Source organism: Conexibacter sp. DBS9H8 (genome assembly GCF_023330685.1).
In the GTDB taxonomy this organism is placed as follows: Bacteria; Actinomycetota; Thermoleophilia; order Solirubrobacterales; family Solirubrobacteraceae; genus Palsa-465.
This window is the reverse complement of the sequence record NZ_CP097128.1, coordinates 1,367,050-1,383,143: the sequence shown is the minus strand read 5'-3', so window position 1 is coordinate 1,383,143 and position 16,094 is coordinate 1,367,050. Positions and strand designations below refer to the sequence as shown.

At 73.0% G+C, this 16,094-nt stretch carries 12 protein-coding genes; 8 read left to right on the top strand and 4 right to left on the bottom strand.

Going from position 1 to position 16,094, the window contains the following annotated elements; translation table 11 throughout:
- Positions 1–136 precede the first annotated feature (136 nt).
- Together M3M55_RS06485 and M3M55_RS06480 are read left to right on the top strand one after the other, a co-directional pair.
- Positions 137–1,039, top strand: coding sequence for a GNAT family N-acetyltransferase (locus M3M55_RS06485; protein ID WP_249012014.1), 903 nt, complete (start codon positions 137–139; stop codon positions 1,037–1,039).
- A 24-nt stretch (positions 1,040–1,063) separates the two neighbouring features.
- Positions 1,064–1,564 (top strand): hypothetical protein, encoded by a 501-nt coding sequence (locus M3M55_RS06480; protein ID WP_249012013.1) that lies wholly within the window; start codon positions 1,064–1,066, stop codon positions 1,562–1,564.
- A gap of 90 nt (positions 1,565–1,654) precedes the next feature.
- Here M3M55_RS06480 and M3M55_RS06475 read toward each other — a convergent pair whose 3' ends face one another.
- A complete protein-coding gene (locus M3M55_RS06475) occupies positions 1,655–1,807 on the bottom strand; it encodes a hypothetical protein (RefSeq protein WP_249012012.1) in 153 nt (50 codons plus the stop codon).
- A 71-nt stretch (positions 1,808–1,878) separates the two neighbouring features.
- Here M3M55_RS06475 and M3M55_RS06470 point away from each other — a divergent pair, with 71 nt between their 5' ends.
- Complete coding sequence (locus M3M55_RS06470) at positions 1,879–4,788, top strand: LuxR family transcriptional regulator (protein WP_249012011.1); 2,910 nt, start codon at positions 1,879–1,881, stop codon at positions 4,786–4,788.
- 149 nt (positions 4,789–4,937) lie between these two features.
- Complete coding sequence (locus tag M3M55_RS06465; protein ID WP_249012010.1) at positions 4,938–8,600, top strand: right-handed parallel beta-helix repeat-containing protein; 3,663 nt, start codon at positions 4,938–4,940, stop codon at positions 8,598–8,600.
- Positions 8,601–8,626: 26 nt separating this feature from the next.
- Here the strand turns inward: M3M55_RS06465 and M3M55_RS06460 are convergent, their stop codons facing one another.
- Positions 8,627–8,920 carry a putative quinol monooxygenase gene (locus M3M55_RS06460; protein ID WP_249012009.1) on the bottom strand — a complete coding sequence of 98 codons (294 nt, stop codon included), beginning with the start codon at positions 8,918–8,920 and terminating at the stop codon, positions 8,627–8,629.
- Between the two features lie 199 nt (positions 8,921–9,119).
- On the opposite strand from M3M55_RS06460, the gene glgX reads away from it, so the two are divergent.
- From glgX to M3M55_RS06440, 4 genes are all read left to right on the top strand, one after another.
- A complete protein-coding gene (gene glgX, locus M3M55_RS06455) occupies positions 9,120–11,252 on the top strand; it encodes a glycogen debranching protein GlgX (RefSeq protein ID WP_249012008.1) in 2,133 nt (710 codons plus the stop codon).
- Positions 11,253–11,257: 5 nt separating this feature from the next.
- Positions 11,258–12,970 carry a DEAD/DEAH box helicase gene (locus M3M55_RS06450; RefSeq protein ID WP_371878732.1) on the top strand — a complete coding sequence of 571 codons (1,713 nt, stop codon included), beginning with the start codon at positions 11,258–11,260 and terminating at the stop codon, positions 12,968–12,970.
- An 11-nt stretch (positions 12,971–12,981) separates the two neighbouring features.
- Positions 12,982–13,944 (top strand): asparaginase domain-containing protein, encoded by a 963-nt coding sequence (locus M3M55_RS06445; protein ID WP_249012006.1) that lies wholly within the window; start codon positions 12,982–12,984, stop codon positions 13,942–13,944.
- A 132-nt stretch (positions 13,945–14,076) separates the two neighbouring features.
- Positions 14,077–14,253, top strand: a complete 177-nt coding sequence (locus M3M55_RS06440) for a hypothetical protein (RefSeq protein WP_249012005.1) — start codon at positions 14,077–14,079, stop codon at positions 14,251–14,253.
- Between the two features lie 73 nt (positions 14,254–14,326).
- On the opposite strand, the gene M3M55_RS06435 is transcribed toward M3M55_RS06440, so the two are convergent.
- A complete protein-coding gene (locus M3M55_RS06435; RefSeq protein ID WP_249012004.1) occupies positions 14,327–14,881 on the bottom strand; it encodes a type 1 glutamine amidotransferase domain-containing protein in 555 nt (184 codons plus the stop codon).
- Between the two features lie 128 nt (positions 14,882–15,009).
- Positions 15,010–16,047 (bottom strand): dipeptidase, encoded by a 1,038-nt coding sequence (locus M3M55_RS06430; RefSeq protein WP_249012003.1) that lies wholly within the window; start codon positions 16,045–16,047, stop codon positions 15,010–15,012.
- Between the last annotated feature and the right edge of the window lie 47 nt (positions 16,048–16,094).

Here is a 16,094-nt window from a genome sequence, read left to right as displayed (position 1 = left end):
TCCCGCGTCGCCAGCCGGTCCACCCGTTCGCGTTCGATGGTTCGGGTGCGCGGACAGCGGGCAGCGAGACGGGGTCGGCCGCCTGAGCACGCCCGGCGCCTTCACGCGCCTGCCCGCCCCCGTAGCATTGCGGGCCGTGCCGATCGTGGCGGTCGACCCCAACGAGATGGACGCGGTCGCGGCGTTCCATCGGATCTACGTGACGGTCGGGGAGGCCGACAACCCGGACACGTTCGTCGCCGCACCGCTCGAGGAGATCCACGACCTGTTGGCGATCGCCAGTGCGCGCTTTGCCTGTCGCGGACTCCTCGCGCTGGAGGACGGCGCCCCGGTCGCCTCGGGTCTCTGTGCCCTCGACCTCAAGGACGAGCCCGAGCGTGCCCTCCTCACCCCACGGGTGCTGCCCGGCCACCGGCGCCGCGGACACGGTACGCGCGTCCTCGAACACCTCGAACGCCGCGCCGTCGCGCACGGACGTTCGCTCCTCCAGGCCACGGCGGTGTGGTCGTCCGCCCACCCCAACGGAGCCACCGCCGCACCGGCCCGGTTCGCGGCCGCGCGCGGGTGGGCGCTCGCGCTGACCAACGTCCGGCTGCGTCTCGCGCTGCCCAGCGACGCGGAGCAGATCACGACCGTGGTCGCCGAGCGCGCCGGCCGACGGGAGGGGTACACGACGGTCGATCCGGACGCGATCCGCGACGACGAGCGGCACCTCGCTCGCTCCGGGCGGGTGAAGATCAACGCGGCGGCGCTGTCGCCGACCGGGGAGGTGGTCGCCCTCTCGAGCATCCTCACGCGCCCTGACGGCCCCGGTCCCGCCCATCAGCAGGGCACCGTCGTCGACGAAGCTCACCGTGGACGGGGACTCGGGGCGGTGGTCAAGGCGGCGGCGCTGGAGCAGCTCGAACGCACCCGGCCGGACATTCGCGCCGTGATCACCGAAACCGCCCAGGACAACGGGCCGATGCTTGCGCTCAACCGCGCCCTCGGCTGGGTGCCGGTCCTCTCCTCCGGGGACTTCCAGGCGCCTACGCGCTGAACGCCGAGGCGGTGGGCGACCGGAATGGGGGATCCGCGCAAATACGCCGTCGTCGAGACCGAGCGCCGTTTCCTCGTCACCACCGTGCCCGATGGGGTCCTGACCGCCTCCCGGATCGTCGACCGTTACATCACGGGCACCCGCCTGCGGTTGCGGGAGACCGTCGCCGCGGACGGCACCGTGACCCGCAAGCTCGGCCACAAGGTCCGGCTCGGACCCGGACCGGAGGCGATCGCCTGCACGTCCCTGTACCTCGATGACGCCGAGTGGGCGCTGCTGTGCGCCCTGCCCGCCAGAACGCTGGAGAAGACCCGCCACATCATCGAGCGTGACGGCCTCCGCGTCGCGGTGGACGAGCTTGAGGACGGGACGCTGCTTGCCGAAATCGACGGCGGTGCCGGGCCGGCGCCCGACCCGCCGGCCTGGTTGGAGGTGCTCGCCGAAGTCACCGCCGATGAGGGGTGGACCGGAGCGCGGCTCGCGCAGGAGTGGCCTCGAGGGTCCTCCCGGCGCCCCCGTGGGTAGCATCCGCCTGCGATGGGAACCGTTCGCGTCGGGGTCAACGCCGGCGCCGGCCGTCTGTCGGGCCGGCGCGTCCCCGGCTCCGCCGGCCGCCTACCGGTCGGCGGCCGGTTCCGGCTGGGCGCAGAGTCGCTCGATAGCGGCGAGCAGACGCACCCGGCCGGCGAAGGGGATCGGCGGTCCGCCGCTGGACCGCACCCAGCCGCACGGGGGGTCAACCGTCTCGATCTCGATCTCCAGCCGCATCCCGGCAGCGTGACCGCTCGCGGCAGGCGAAACATCGCTCAGTCAACGATCTTCGACAACCAAGGGGTGGCATGAGCAGCACCCTCCCGCCCCACGGCCGTGAGGTTCCCGCCCCGCCCCGGGGGCGCGAGCGGGAGCTCGCCACCCTGCTGGAGGCGGTCGAACGGGCACAGAACGGGGTCGGCTCACTCGTGGTGGTGGAGGGTGAGGGCGGGATCGGCAAGAGCCGCCTCAGCGCCTGGGCGCTCGAGCAGGCCCGGCGCCGCGGTCTGCACACCCGGGCGGCCGCCGCGGACGAGTTCGAGCGCCACCGTCCCTTCAGCGTCATCGCCGCCTGCCTCGGGGTGACCGGGGACGCCGCCGACGAGCGCCGCCGCCAGGTCGCCGACCTGCTCACCGGCCAGCCCACCGCGGCCGGGCCGGTCCAGCCGCCGGATCGCCCCGCCGCCGTGCGCGCAGGCAGCGGCGTCTACACCGTGTCGGCCGACGAGGCGCTGCTGGCGGTGCTGGAGGACCTCACCGGCCCCGGCCCGGCCGTACTGTTGCTCGAGGACCTGCAGTGGGCCGACCCGGCATCGATCGGTTTCCTCGCCCGGCTCGGCCGGCGGATCGGCCCGATCGGGGCACTCGTCATCCTCACCGTCCGCCCCGGCCCGCGCCCCCCCGAACTCGACCGCGTCCTGCACGCCGCCGAAGGGCTTGGGGCGGTGCGGATCGCGTTGGACCCGCTCGGGCCGGCGGCGATGACCGCGGTCGCCGAGGACCTCCTCGGCGCACCGGCGGGGCCACGGTTGCAGGGCAAGCTCGCCGCCTGTGGCGGCAGCCCGCTGTTTGCCTGCACGCTCGTCGACGCCCTCAGCGCCGAAGGCACGATCGTGCGGCAGGAGGACGGCCGCGTCGACGCGACCGACGACGGGGCCCCGGAACGGCTCGGCGTCACCGTCCTGGGGTGGCTCTCCTCCCTTCCCGCCGAGACCGTCGACGCGTTGCAGATCGCCTCGATCCTCGGGGCCGGCTTCTCCCTCACGGACCTCGCCCTCCTCACGGGAACCCCGGCGATGACGCTCTGGGCCCGGCTGCGGCCCGCCGTCCAGGCGCAGGTGATCGTCGAGGTTGAGGACCGCCTCGGGTTCCGGCACGAGCTCGTCCGCGACGCCCTCTACCAGGACCTTCCCCGCAGCGTCCGGGCCGCCCTGCACCTCGAGCTCGCCCGGGCCCTCGCGCACCGGAACGTCTCCCCGCTCACCGTCGCCGAGCACCTCCTGCGCGGCCCCGGCGAGCGTGATCCCGACACGCTCGCCTGGCTGGTGGACGCCGCCGCGGAGGCGGCACCTCAGAGTCCCGCCAGCGCCGTCGAGCTGCTCAGCGCCGCCCGCGCTCTCGCGGCCCCCGAGGACCCGATGTACGCCGAGATCGTCGCCCAGCTCGCGCTCAACCTCGTCACCGCCGGCCGCCGCCAGGAGGGCGAGGCGATCTGCCGGGAGACACTCGATGCCGGCGCGACCGGGGAGGCGGCGGCACGGCTCGGGCTCATCCTCGCCCGCTCCCTCACCGAACGGGGCCGGCCCGCCGCCGCGGCCGGTGAGGCCCGCCGGGTCGCCGACACGGCAGGAGCCACGCCCGTCCAGCGGGCCGAGGCGCTCTCCTACGCGCTCGTCGAGCCGATGCTGGAGGGCCGCTTCGCAGAGGCTGAGGCGATGACCCGAGAGGCTCTCGCGGTCGCCGAGACCGCGGGCGCGCGCGACATCGCGGCGGTGCTGTGGGTGCGCCTCGCCCACCTCGCCGCCTTTCACGGCCGCTTTGAGGAGGAGGAGCGCTGCGCGGCCCGCGCGCTCGCGATCAGCCTCGAGGCGGCCGACCGCGGCACCCACCACGCCTCCCACGCGCACCTCAACCTCGCTCTCGCCCTCGCCGACGGTGAGCGGGCGCGGGAGGCCATCGAGCTGGTGGGTCAGGCCCGTCGCCTCTACACCGAGCTCGGCATGGAGGAGGACATCAACAACAGCCATCACTACGCCTGCTGGCCCCCGGTGCTCGCCGGGGAGTGGGATGACGCGCTCGCGGAGATGGAGACCGCGCTGTCGCTGTCTGAGGAGGGTGGGATCGCCTGGGTCCTCGACGTCCTCGCCCTCCAGGCGGTCCTCCTCACTCGCCGCGACGAGCTCGAGCCCGCGGCGGCGGCCCTCGCCCAGGCCGAGCAGGCCCAGGCGGCCGGGGCCCCCGCGTTCCGCCCCGGCCTGATCGCCTGGGCCCAGGCGCTGCTGGCCGAGGCTCGCGGGGAAACCGCGCCGGAGGGGCCGCTGTGGGAGGCGTTCCTCGCCGCAGGCCAGCAGGGTAACCGCGGCACCCAGCGGATGATCGCCGCCGACCTCACCCGGATGCTCGCCCAGGCGGGCGACGCCGACCGCATCGGAAGCGTCGCCGCCACCGTCGGCGCGCTCGCACGGGACAACCCGAGCCTGCGCTCCCTGCGCGCCCTCGAGGACTACTGCCAGGGCCTCCTGACCGGTGACGTCGCTCGGATCAGCCGCGGCTGGTCGGCGCTGGACCCGACGGTCCGGCCGCTCGAGCGCGCGCTCGCCGCCGAGGCGGCCGCGGTCGGCCACGCCACCGCGGGCCGGCGCGCGGAAGCCCGCGCATACGCCGAGGCGGCGATCAGCGGCTTGGAGTCACTCGGGGCAGCCCGTGATGTCGCCCGGGTCCGTGCCCGGCTGCGCGCCGCCGGACTGGCCCCCGCCCGCCGCGGACCACGCCGGCGCGAGCTGTCGGGCTGGGGATCGCTCACCCACAGCGAACGTCGGGTCGCCGAGCTCGCCGCGGCCGGCCTCTCCAACCCGCAGATCGCCGACCGCCTCGTCATCTCCCGGCACACGGTGGCCACCCACATCTCCCACATCCTCACCAAGCTCGAGCTGCGCTCCCGCTACGAGCTCGCCGGTGCCCTCGCCGCCGCAGCCGACCCCGACAAGATCACTCACTGAGCGATGTCTTCGCCGCCGGCGGTGGCGAAGATCCTCGACAGATCGGCCAGGCCCCCATCCCGCGTCGGGGCCTGGCCCGATCGATTCGGAGCCGCCCACCCGTCCTGAGCGTCCGAGACCGAGCCCGCCGACCCGAGAGACGCCCACCCATGCCCGCACGCCACCGTCCCCCCGCCCGTGGACTTCTCCTCACCGGGCTCAGCCTTCTCGTCGCTGCGACGGCGACCCCCGCCACCGCGGCGGCGATGGTCCCCCACTCCGCCGCCACCGCGCCGGACTTCAGCGTCCAGACCTTCACGGTCACCTCCACCGGCGATGACGCGAACGCGTCCGCCACATCGACGACCTGCGCGACGACAGCCGGCACATGCACCCTCCGGGCCGCGATCGAGGCCGCCGACGCCTCCGGCCTCCCGGCGACGATCAGCTTCGACCTGCCCGGCAGCGGCCCCCAGACGATCTCCCCGGCGACCGCACTGCCGACCATCACCGTCCCCGTCGATATCAACGGGATCAGCCAGCCCGGGTCCTCGGCACCGACCGCGTCGGCGCCGGCCACCATCAACGTCCTCATCTCCGGGCTCGACCAGCGCCGGCAAGGCATCGACACTCCCGGCCTGACCCTCGCGCCGACCGCGGCCGGCAGCGTCATCTCCGGCCTCGATCTGTTCTTCTTCGGCACCGCCGAGATCGCCTCCCAGGCCGACAACGCCCAGTTCAGCGGCGACGTGATCGGCAACCCGCCCGGGCAGAGCGCGTTCGATCCGGTGGGAATCGCCCTCAACGGGGTGACCGGGGATGTCGTCGGCGGCACCGACCCCGCGGACCGAGACGTGATCATCGCCTCCACCGGGGAGGGTGTGCTCGACAACGGCGGGTCCCAGAACACAGTCGCGGGCTCCTACATCGGGACGACCCAGGTGGCGGGCTGGACGGCGAACCCGTTCAGCGCCGTCGGCGTCGACCTGCAGAACACGACCGCCGACACGATCGTCGCCAACGTGATCAGCGGCAACTCCGACAATGCCGTCGACGTCACCGGCGGCAGCGCGGCCACGATCGCCGCCAACGACATCGGCACCAACGCCGGTGGTACAAGCGTCGACGGGAACGGGGGCGCTGGGATCGCCGTCGACAACAGCTCGCAGGTGACCATCGGCGGCCCGACTCCCGCGGCGATGAACGTGATCGCCGCCAACGGCGGGGACGGGATATTGCTGCTGGGCGCCAGTGGTGGGGCGCAGATCCTCAACAACCACATCGGCACGAACGCGGCCGGGACCGCCTGGGACGCCAACTCCAACCCGGTCACACCCAACCGGACCTGGGGCAACGAGGGGTTCGGGATCGACGTGGAGGGCGGCTCCGGTGACCAGATCGGCGCACCCGGGGCGGGCAACGTCATTGACAGCAACGACTTCACCCAGGAGGGCCAGCCCGCCGAAGCCCAGATCGAGATCACGGGCGCCAACGCGACGACGGCGAATGTGCCAACCGGCGCGACGGTCGAGGCGAACCTGCTCGGGGTCACCGCAGCCGGGGCCAGCTTCGGCACCTCACTGATCGGCGTCGCCGACGGGATCGACGTCAGCTCCGTCGGCTCGGTGACCATCGGCGGACCCGTCGCCGGGGACGGTAACGTCGTCGCCAACATGCCCTACCGGGGCATCGTCCTCGACCACGTCGACGGCGGGGCGATCCAGGACAACCTCGTCGGAACCGACTCAAGCGGCGAACAGGCTGCGGGCAACAACGTGACCGGGTACGGGGAGGTGTTCCTGTATGAATCAGCGAACATCCAGGTCGGCGGCGCCCGCCCGTCCGGGACCGGCAGCTGTGCGGCCGGGGCGACCTGCAGCGCCGCCTGGCGTGCCCTCGGTCCCGGCAACGTCCTCTCCGACGCCGGGCCGGTGCAGCGCCAGGCCGCCTTCGGGTTGAGCCTGGAGGGCGGCCAGGACAACACGATCGAGGGCAACCTGATCGGCACCGACATCACCGGTGAGCAGGCGCTCGGCAACGCGACCTGCGGCCTCGTGGTCGACGGCGGGGCAACCGGCACCCAGATCGGCGGGACCGCCGCCGGGGAGGGCAACCTCATCTCGGCCAACGGGCTGCACGGCATCGAGATCAACACCGCCACGGACACGACGATCCTCGGCAATGAGATCGGCACGGACCTGACCGGCGACCAGGCCCTTCCGAACGGGTCCACCGGGGTGTTCGTCATCGGCCCGGACGCCTCCGGCACGGTGATCGGCGGCGCGGCGGCCGGCGCGGGCAACCTCATCTCCGGCAACCTGGCCGGCGACGGCGGAGTCGGGGTCCAGATCGGACAGGCCGGTGACCCCGCCGGTTCGGTGACTGCGACCACCTTGGCGGGCAACCGGATCGGCACCGACGCGGCCGGGACCGCGGCGCTCCCGAACGCCGGCGACGGCATCGACGTCGCCGACGGGGTGCAGGGTCTCACCATCGGCGGAACCGCCACCGGGGCGGGCAACGTCATCTCCGGCAACACCGGTGACGGCATCCAGGTGAACCCAACGACGGCGACCGTCTCGGACCTGTCGATCTTCTCCAACCTGATCGGCACCGACGCCACGGGCAGCGCGGCGCTCCCGAACACGGGCAACGGCGTCGAGGTCGACGCGCCCGCCGCCGGGTTCGCAATCGGCGGAACCGGACTCGGTGAGGCGAACCTGATCGCCGACAACACCGGTGACGGGGTCCTGCTCGACGGTGCCTCCGCGATCACCGTGCGCGGCAACGCGATCGCTGACAACGGGGACCTCGCCCTCGCGCTCACCGGCGCCGCCAACGCCGCCCTCCCGGCCCCGACGCTGCAGTCGGCGCTCCCGAGCGGGTCTGCGCTGACGGTGACCGGCAGCCTCGCCGCCGCGCCGGATGCGACCTACACCGTCGACTACTACGCCAGCCCGGGGACCGGACCGAACGGGGCCCCGCAGGCGGCCCGGTGGCTCGGCGCCGAGACGGTCAGCACCAGCAGCCAGGGAGCGGCCGCCCTCAGCTTCACCTACACGCCCGACAGCAGCGATCCCACCCCGGTGACCACCGCGACGGTGACCGACCCGGCGGGTGACACCTCCGCGCTGTCAGACGCGATCGCCGACGGAACGGTCCCGCGGCCGGTCGGCGTCGGGCGACCGCCGTTCGGCGGGGGCAGCGGGACCGGCCGGGGGAGTGGAACCGGCGGGGGGGCGGGCGCCCCGGGAGTGGGGACGGGCGCCCCGGGAGTGGGGACGGGCGCCCCGGCCGCGGGTTCGACGCCCGGCGGCGCGGGGGCGAACCCGGTCGGTACGAAACCGGCCGGGGCGAACCCCGGCGGCGGGACCGGGACGGGATCGGGCGCGGGGACGGTGGGGACGGGCGGCACGGGCTCGGGAACGGGCGGCGGCCCGGCGCACCCCCAGCCCCCGGTCCGCGTCCTCACCGTCCGCCCGGCGCCCGGGTCCGATCGGCTCGCGGTTGTCCTCGACACGGGCGGGCAGTCCCGCCGCGCCCGGGAAGCGGTACAGATCACCGTCAGCCTCCGCCGCCACGTCGGCAGCCGCCGGCACGGCCACGAACAGACCGTCGTCCTCACACACATCCGCCTGCGCCTGGGGACCGGGATGCGGCGGCGGATCGTGCTCAGCGTGCCCGCCAGCCGCCTGCGCACCCTCAGGCTCGGCCACTCGGGGCGGCTGCGGGTGCGCGTGACGATCGCCACCGGCTCAGCGAGGGTCACCCGGACGGTCGTGATCACCGTCGCCCGGGGGCCGCGCCGTCATGGCCGGGGCCGGCCCCGGTAGGCCGGCCCCGGACCACCCGGGCCGGCTCAGAGAATCGGGACGAGCGGGTGGATCGCCGGCGCGGCGGCGAAGGCGTCCCCCGCCGCCTGCAGGGCCGCGGCGATGTGCGGGGTCTGCATGTGGGCGTCGAGGTCCTCCTGGGAGCGCCAGCGCTCGACCGTGACGAAGCTGAGCGGGTCCGCGGCGGAGCGGAACAGCTCATAGGCGAGGCAGCCCGCCTCCGCGCGCGTCGGCTCGACGATCCCGCGGAGGGCCTCCTCGAGTACGGCCTCAGATCCCGGCCGGGCGGTGAGGACGGCGACGACGTGCAGGTCGGACATGGGAGCTCGCGTTTCTGTCGGGAGGTGAGGACTTTCGTCGGCGCCCTCGGACGGCCGGCTCAGACCGGGCCGTCACCGCGACCGCGCGTGGGCCCCAGGAAGGTTATGTACCGACCGGCCACGCCGCGCCGGCCGCACGGTTTCCCACCGTGCCGGGCGGGTAGGAGGGGCGGGTGCACTCCACTCACAGCCAGCCGCGATGATCGACCCGTCCACCCTCCGCCCCGGGCGCCCGTTCCCCCAGGGCGCGACCTGGGACGGCGAGGGAACCAACTTCTCGCTCTTCTCCGAGCACGGTGAACGGGTGCTGCTGTGCCTGTTCGGAGACGACGGCGATGAGCAGCAGCTGGCCATCTATGACCGCACCGGCCACCAGCATCACGTCTACGTGCCCGGGATCGGGCCGGGCACGCGCTACGGCTACCGGGTCCACGGCCCCTACGCTCCGGCCGCCGGGCACCGTTTCAATCCGGCCAAGCTGCTGATCGACCCCTACGCGAAGGCGATCGAGGGAGCCGTCGACTGGGGGGCGGCGAGCGTGCTGCCCTACCAGGCCGACGGCTCAGAGGACGCCGACCTGGCCATCGACGAGACCGATGACGCGACGGCGATCCCCAAGTGCGTCGTCGTCGACCCGCGCTTTGACTGGGGCGAGGATCGCCTGCTCGAGCACCGCTGGTCGGAGACGATCATCTACGAGACCCACGTCAAGGGGTTCACGATGCGCCACCCCGACGTCCCCGAGCCGCTGCGCGGCACCTACGCGGGCCTCGGCTCTGAGCCGGCGGTCCGCTACCTGCAGCAGCTCGGCGTCACCGCCGTCGAGCTGCTGCCGGTCCATCACATCATCGATGAGAGCTTCCTGGTCGACCGCGGCCTGTCGAACTACTGGGGCTACAGCTCGATCGGATATCTCGCCCCCCACTCGGCCTACAGCGCATCGGGCGCCCGCGGGCAGCAGCTCAACGAGTTCAAGGCGATGGTGAAATCCCTGCACGCGGCCGGAATCGAAGTGATCATGGACGTCGTCTACAACCACACCGCCGAGGGCAACCATCTCGGGCCGATGCTCGCCTTCAAGGGGATCGACAACGCGAGCTTCTACCGCCTCAGTCCTGAGGACCCCCGCTTCTACATGGATTTCACGGGGACCGGCAACAGCCTCAACCACGTCCATCCGAGCGTGCTCGGGCTGATGATGGACTCGCTGCGGTACTTCGTCCTCGACTGCCACGTCGACGGGTTCCGCTTCGACCTCGCCTCCACGCTCGCCCGTGAGCTCTACGACGTCGACCGGCTGTCGGGCTTCTTCGACGTCATCCACCAGGACCCGGTCCTCTCCCAGGTGAAGCTGATCGCCGAGCCCTGGGACGTCGGGCCGGGCGGCTATCAGGTCGGCAACTTCCCGATCCTGTGGAAGGAGTGGAACGGCGCCTACCGCGACAGCGTCCGCGACTTCTGGCGGGGCCAGACCCCGGCGGCCGAGTTCGCTCGCCGTTTCACCGGCTCCTCGGACCTGTATGAGGGCGACGGCCGCAACCCGGAGGCGTCGATCAACTTCGTCTGCGCCCATGACGGGTTCACCCTGGCGGACCTTGTCGCCTACAACGACAAGCACAACGAGGCGAACCTCGAGGACAACCGGGACGGGACCGATGACAACCGCTCCTGGAACTGCGGGGCGGAAGGGCCGACCGACGACCCGGAGATCACCGCGCTGCGGGCCCGCCAGCAGCGCAACCTGATCGTCACGCTGCTGCTCTCCCAGGGGGTGCCGATGCTGCTCGGGGGGGATGAGTTCGGCCGCACCCAGGGCGGCAACAACAACGCGTGGTGCCAGGACAATGAGATCTCGTGGCTGGACTGGGAGGCCGCGGACGGGGACCTACGCGCGTTCGTCGCGGAGGTGATCGCCCTGCGCCGGCGCGAGCCGGTGTTCCGCCGCCGGGACTTCCTCCTCGGCGAACCGGGCGGCTCCGGGCTCGCCGACGTGATCTGGCTGCGTCCCGACGGGGAGGAGATGACCGACGGGGACTGGGAACGCGACGACGCCCACGCGCTCGCGGTGTTCCTCAACGGACAGGAGATCCCCACCCACGACCGGGAGGGCAACCCGATCGAGGGGGCGTCGTTCCTGATCGTCTTCAACGCCCACCACGAACCGATCACGTTCGCGATTCCCGACACGCTCACCGCGCCGTGGGAGACGGTGCTCGACACGGCGCGCGCCGCCACAGGGGACCGCCTCGGTAACGGCGACGGAGACGGGGAGCCGGACGCTGACAGGCTCGAGATCGAGGCGCGGTCGGTGCGGGTCCTGCGCCGGCGCTGACCGTCGTGGGCCCCCGTCCGGCGTCGACCGGAGCGACGCAATCGCGGGCGGGGTCCTACCGTGGGGGGCACATGACGACGTTTTCTGACCTCGCCCTCGGCGAGGAGCTGCTCCGGGCCCTCGCCGAGCTCGGCTATGAGGAGCCGACCCCGATCCAGGCCGAGACGATCCCGCCGCTGCTGGCGGGGACCGACCTGCTCGGACAGGCGGCAACCGGGACGGGCAAGACCGCCGCCTTCGCCCTCCCGCTGCTGCAGCGGATCCCGCTTGGCGGCCCACGCCCGGGCGCGCTCGTGCTCGTCCCGACCCGGGAGCTGGCCACCCAGGTGTCGGAGGCGATCCACAAGTACGGCCGCCACCTCGGCGCCCGCGTCCTCCCCGTCTACGGCGGCGCCCCGATCGTCCGGCAGATGAAGTCACTCGAACGCGGCGTCGACGTCGTCGTCGCGACCCCCGGACGGGCGATCGATCATCTCAGCCGACGGACCCTCGACCTCCGGGATCTGCAGGTCGTCGTCCTCGATGAGGCCGACGAGATGCTCGACATGGGCTTTGCCGAGGACATCGAGACGATCCTCGCCCAGACCCCCGCGTCCCGCCAGACCGTCCTGTTCAGCGCGACGATGCCCCCGCGGATCCGCCACATCGTCGACGAGCATCTCCGCGACCCGACGACGATCAGCGTCGGCCTCGGGCAGGCAACCCCGGGGGAGACCCCGCGGATCCGCCAGACCGCCTACGTCGTCAACCGCGCCCACAAGGCGGCGGCGCTCGGGCGCATCCTCGACGTCGAGCAGCCCGGGCAGGCGCTCGTGTTCTGCCGCACACGAGCGGACGTCGACCAGCTCACCGAGACCCTCAACGGACGCGGCTACCGCGCTGAGGCGCTGCACGGCGGTCTCAGCCAGGAGCAGCGCACCCGTGTCCTCAACCGCCTCCGCGCCGAGACCGCCGACCTGCTGATCGCCACCGACGTCGCCGCCCGCGGCCTCGACATCGAGTCGCTCACCCACGTCGTCAACTTCGATGTCCCGTCCGCGCCGGAGTCCTACGTGCACCGGATCGGCCGGGTCGGCCGGGCCGGACGTGAGGGGACGGCGATCACCCTCGCCCAGCCGCGCGAGCACCGGATGCTCAAGACGATCGAGCGCCTCACCCGCCAGCCGATCGCGATCGCGACCGTCCCGACCGTCGCGGACCTCCGCGCGCGCCGGCTCGAACTGACCCGGGCGGCGTTGCACGAGTCGCTGATCGAGGACGACCTCGAGCCCTTCCGGGTCGTCCTCGACACGCTGTCGGACGAGTTCGACCCGCTCAACATCGCGCTCGCGGCGATCAAGCTCGCCCATGAGGCGACCTCGGTCGGCGGCGAGGAGACCGACGAGGCGGAGATCCCGCAGATGACCCTGCACCCGGCGGGCAAGGAGGCGCCGGGACGGCGCCCGCCCCGGCGCACCGGCTCGGGCGACAGCGCCCGCATCTTCATCGGCCTCGGCCGCTCCGCCCAGGTCCGCCCCCAGGATCTCGTCGGCGCGATCACCGGGGAGAGCACCCTCTCGGGCCGCCAGATCGGCGCGATCGAGATCGCCGACCGGTTCAGCCTCGTCGAGGTTCCCCTCGACCGGATCGACGAGGTGATCCGCGCGCTGCGCAAGACGAAGCTCAAGGGCCGCAAGGCGACCGTACGGCGGGAGAAGTCAGACCGCCCGGACCGCTGAGGGCCGCGCTGGTGGCGGAGCTCGTCCATCTCGCCCTCGGCGGCACGATCTCGATGCGGGTGATCGACGGCCTTGCCGTCCCCGACCTCAGCGCCGCCGAACTCGCCCGGCGCGCCGGGATCACCACCACCCCGGTCGACCTCGCCACCGTCGGCGGTCCCCAGCTCACCTTTGCGACCCTCGTCGACCTCTCCGCAGCGATCGTCGCCGCCGAGGCCCGGGGAGCGGGCGGGGTGATCGTCACCCTCGGCACCGACGCGATCGAGGAGGTCGGCGCGTTCCTCGCCGACACCGGGCCGTGGCGGCTCAACGTCGTGATCACCGGGGCGATGGAGCCGGGAGCCGAGCCGGACTCCGATGCGGCATCGAACCTCCGGGACGCGGCCGCGGTCGCGCTCGGACCCCGGCTGCCCGAGCCGGTCGTCGTCTTCGCCGGGCGGGTACTGCTCGCCCGGGCGGCGGTGAAGGTGTCCGGCGTCGCCCGCGACGCCTTCCGCTCCCCGACCGTCCCGGCCTGGACGGTCAGCGAGGTGCGCGAAACCGGGGTTTTGACCGGGCACGCACGGACGGCGCTCAGTCTCGGCCGGCCCGGCCCCGCCGCCGTCGAGGTTCCAGTGCTGCTGAGCCTGCTTGCCGCCGCCCCCGACACCCCGGCCGCGACCGGGCCGTTCGCGCCCGCACTCGTCTGCGTCGCCTCGGGGGCGGGGAACCTCACGCCGCCGGTGGCGGCGATCGCCCAAGCCGCCCTCCACGCCGGTTCGGTGGTGGCGATCGCCACCCGTGCCGCGGACCGGCGCCTGTCACCCGGGTACGGCTATCCGGGCGGATCGGGGCTGCTCGCGGGCGCCGGCGGGGTGCTCGCTGCCGGGATGTCAGCGCCCCGACTGCGAATCTTCCTGATGGTCGGGCTCTCCCAGGGCCTGGTGGGCGAGCGGCTCCGCGACCGCCTGATCGCGCACCTCGACAGCCTCTGAACCGGGACCGGAACCGCCGGGGAACCCGCCGCTCACCCGGCGGTCGCGTGCGTAGCGCACCGCTTCTGTGGGTATTCCCGTTCGGGACATCGAGACCGGCCGACGCCCGTCGGCCCTGGCAAGGAGGATGCAATGATCGCGCTGGTTGCTCTGCTGTTGATCCTGGCGCTGTTTGGCGGACTTGGCTTCGCCGCCCACTTCCTGTGGATCGTCCTGCTCGTGGCCCTCGCCCTGTGGGTGCTCGGGTTCTTCGTCGGCGGCGTCGAGGCCGCGGCGGGCGCCGGTCGGCGCCGCTGGTACGGCCGCTGAGCTGAGTCTGTGACGCTCACGGGTGGTTCTGGGCGCGCCCACCGGGGCGCGCCCAGAATCGGAGCGTGTCCGCTCAGCGCTCCTGTGCGACGGCGGCGAGCCGGTCGATCAGCGCGTCACAGAAGACGGGCAGGTCATCCGGGTTGCGGCTGGAGATGAGCTCACCGTCGACGTGGACGGCCTCATCCACCCAGGTGGCGCCGGCGTTGCGCAGATCGGTCTGCAGGCTCGGCCAGGAGGTGAGCGTTCGCCCGCTGAGGACTCCGGCCTCAATCAGAGTCCAGGCTCCGTGGCAGATGACGGCGACCGGCTTGTCCGCCTCGAAGAAGCCGCGCACGAAGGAGACCGCCGCCTCATCGACGCGGAGCGCGTCCGGGTTGGCGACCCCGCCGGGCAGGACGAGCGCGTCAAAGGAGTTCGCGTGCGTGTCCGCCGCGGCGACGTCCGCGTCGATCAGGTCGCTCCGGTCGAGGTGGTTGAACATCTGCACCGGGCCGGATGCGAGCGAGACGAGCGTCGTCGCGGCACCGTCGCGCCGGACCGCGGCGAGCGGTGTCGTGAGTTCGGCCTGCTCGACGCCTTCGGTGAAGAGAAAGGCGACGCGGACACGATTGAGCTGACTGGTCATGGGCGACCTCCTGATGGCGGTGAACGGCACGGCGATGGGCGCCGTGGGCAGTCCCCGGCCCCAGGATCAGGCTTACCCGCCGCCGAGCGGAACGAACCCCGCCGGCGAGCCAGGCCACCACGGGGCGATCAGTCCCGCCACCACGCGTCAAGCACGCGCCGCCAGTTACGCCAGGCGATCGCCTCGCGCTCGCCGCGGTCAAAGCCCGCCTGGGCGAGCGCGGCGATGAGGAGCCCGAGCCCGGCGGCCGAGCCGAGCGCCGCGGGAACCGTCGTGCCGTCGAAGTCGGACCCGAGCGCGACGTGCTCGACCCCGATCCGGTCAGCCACGTAGCGGATGTGGTCGACGATCAGGCTGATCCCGAGCTCCGGGTCGACCCGGAAGCGAGGATCGAGGAAGTAGACGGCGAAGACGATCCCGACCAGGCCGCCCGAATCGCGGATCGCGTCGAGTTGGGCGTCGGTGAGATTGCGGGAGGTGAGCGCGAGCTCGCACGCGCCGGCGTGGGAGCAGACGAGCGGGCCCGGCTCGAGCGCGGCGACGTCCCAGAACCCGGCCTCGTTGAGGTGGGCGAGATCAACGAGCACCCCGAGCTCGGCACAGCGGGAGACGAGCCGCCGGCCCGCGGGCGTGAGGCCCGGGCCGGTGTCCGGCCCGGCGCCGAACCAGAACGGCACGCCGGAGCCGAACGCGTTCGGCCGGCTCCAGACCGGCCCGAGCGACCGCAGCCCGGCCGCATACCAGAGTTCGAGGGCGGCGAGCTCCGGATCGATCGCCTCCGCCCCCTCCAGGTGCAGCACCGCCACGGGGGTCCCCATCTCCGGGGCGGCGAAGGCGTCGTCGAAATCGGCGATCCCTCGGGCGATCGTCACCTCACCGGCCCGTTCGAGCGCGAACAGGCGACCGGCGGCTGTCGCCGCGGCGTCGACGGCGCGAGCATGGGGCAACGGCGAGGCGAACGGTCGGCGCAGAACGCCGTCCTCCCCACGGCGCAGCCGGACGGGATTGCGGGCCGACTCGCTGAAGACGGCGAAGATGCCACCCCGCATCCCGCCCGCGCGCATCCGCGGAAAGTCGACGTGGCCCTGATCGCTGCCGGAGGCCAGTTGCCCATGGTGCTCGGCGGTGAGCGCGTCATTGTGACCGTCGAAGATCGGGATCTCCATGGAGACGATGGTGACAGTCTGAGGGGACGGCTCCGGGGGACGCCCGC

Excerpts from the sequence above, each read along its gene's own strand:
- M3M55_RS06480 (WP_249012013.1), top strand. The coding sequence starts at position 1,064 with ATGGGGGATCCGCGCAAATACGCCGTCGTCGAGACCGAGCGCCGTTTC.
- M3M55_RS06475 (WP_249012012.1), bottom strand. The coding sequence starts at position 1,807 with ATGCGGCTGGAGATCGAGATCGAGACGGTTGACCCCCCGTGCGGCTGG.
- M3M55_RS06470 (WP_249012011.1), top strand. The coding sequence starts at position 1,879 with ATGAGCAGCACCCTCCCGCCCCACGGCCGTGAGGTTCCCGCCCCGCCC.
- M3M55_RS06465 (WP_249012010.1), top strand. The coding sequence starts at position 4,938 with ATGCCCGCACGCCACCGTCCCCCCGCCCGTGGACTTCTCCTCACCGGG.
- M3M55_RS06460 (WP_249012009.1), bottom strand. The coding sequence starts at position 8,920 with ATGTCCGACCTGCACGTCGTCGCCGTCCTCACCGCCCGGCCGGGATCT.
- glgX (WP_249012008.1), top strand. The coding sequence starts at position 9,120 with ATGATCGACCCGTCCACCCTCCGCCCCGGGCGCCCGTTCCCCCAGGGC.
- M3M55_RS06440 (WP_249012005.1), top strand. The coding sequence starts at position 14,077 with ATGATCGCGCTGGTTGCTCTGCTGTTGATCCTGGCGCTGTTTGGCGGA.
- M3M55_RS06435 (WP_249012004.1), bottom strand. The coding sequence starts at position 14,881 with ATGACCAGTCAGCTCAATCGTGTCCGCGTCGCCTTTCTCTTCACCGAA.
- M3M55_RS06430 (WP_249012003.1), bottom strand. The coding sequence starts at position 16,047 with ATGGAGATCCCGATCTTCGACGGTCACAATGACGCGCTCACCGCCGAG.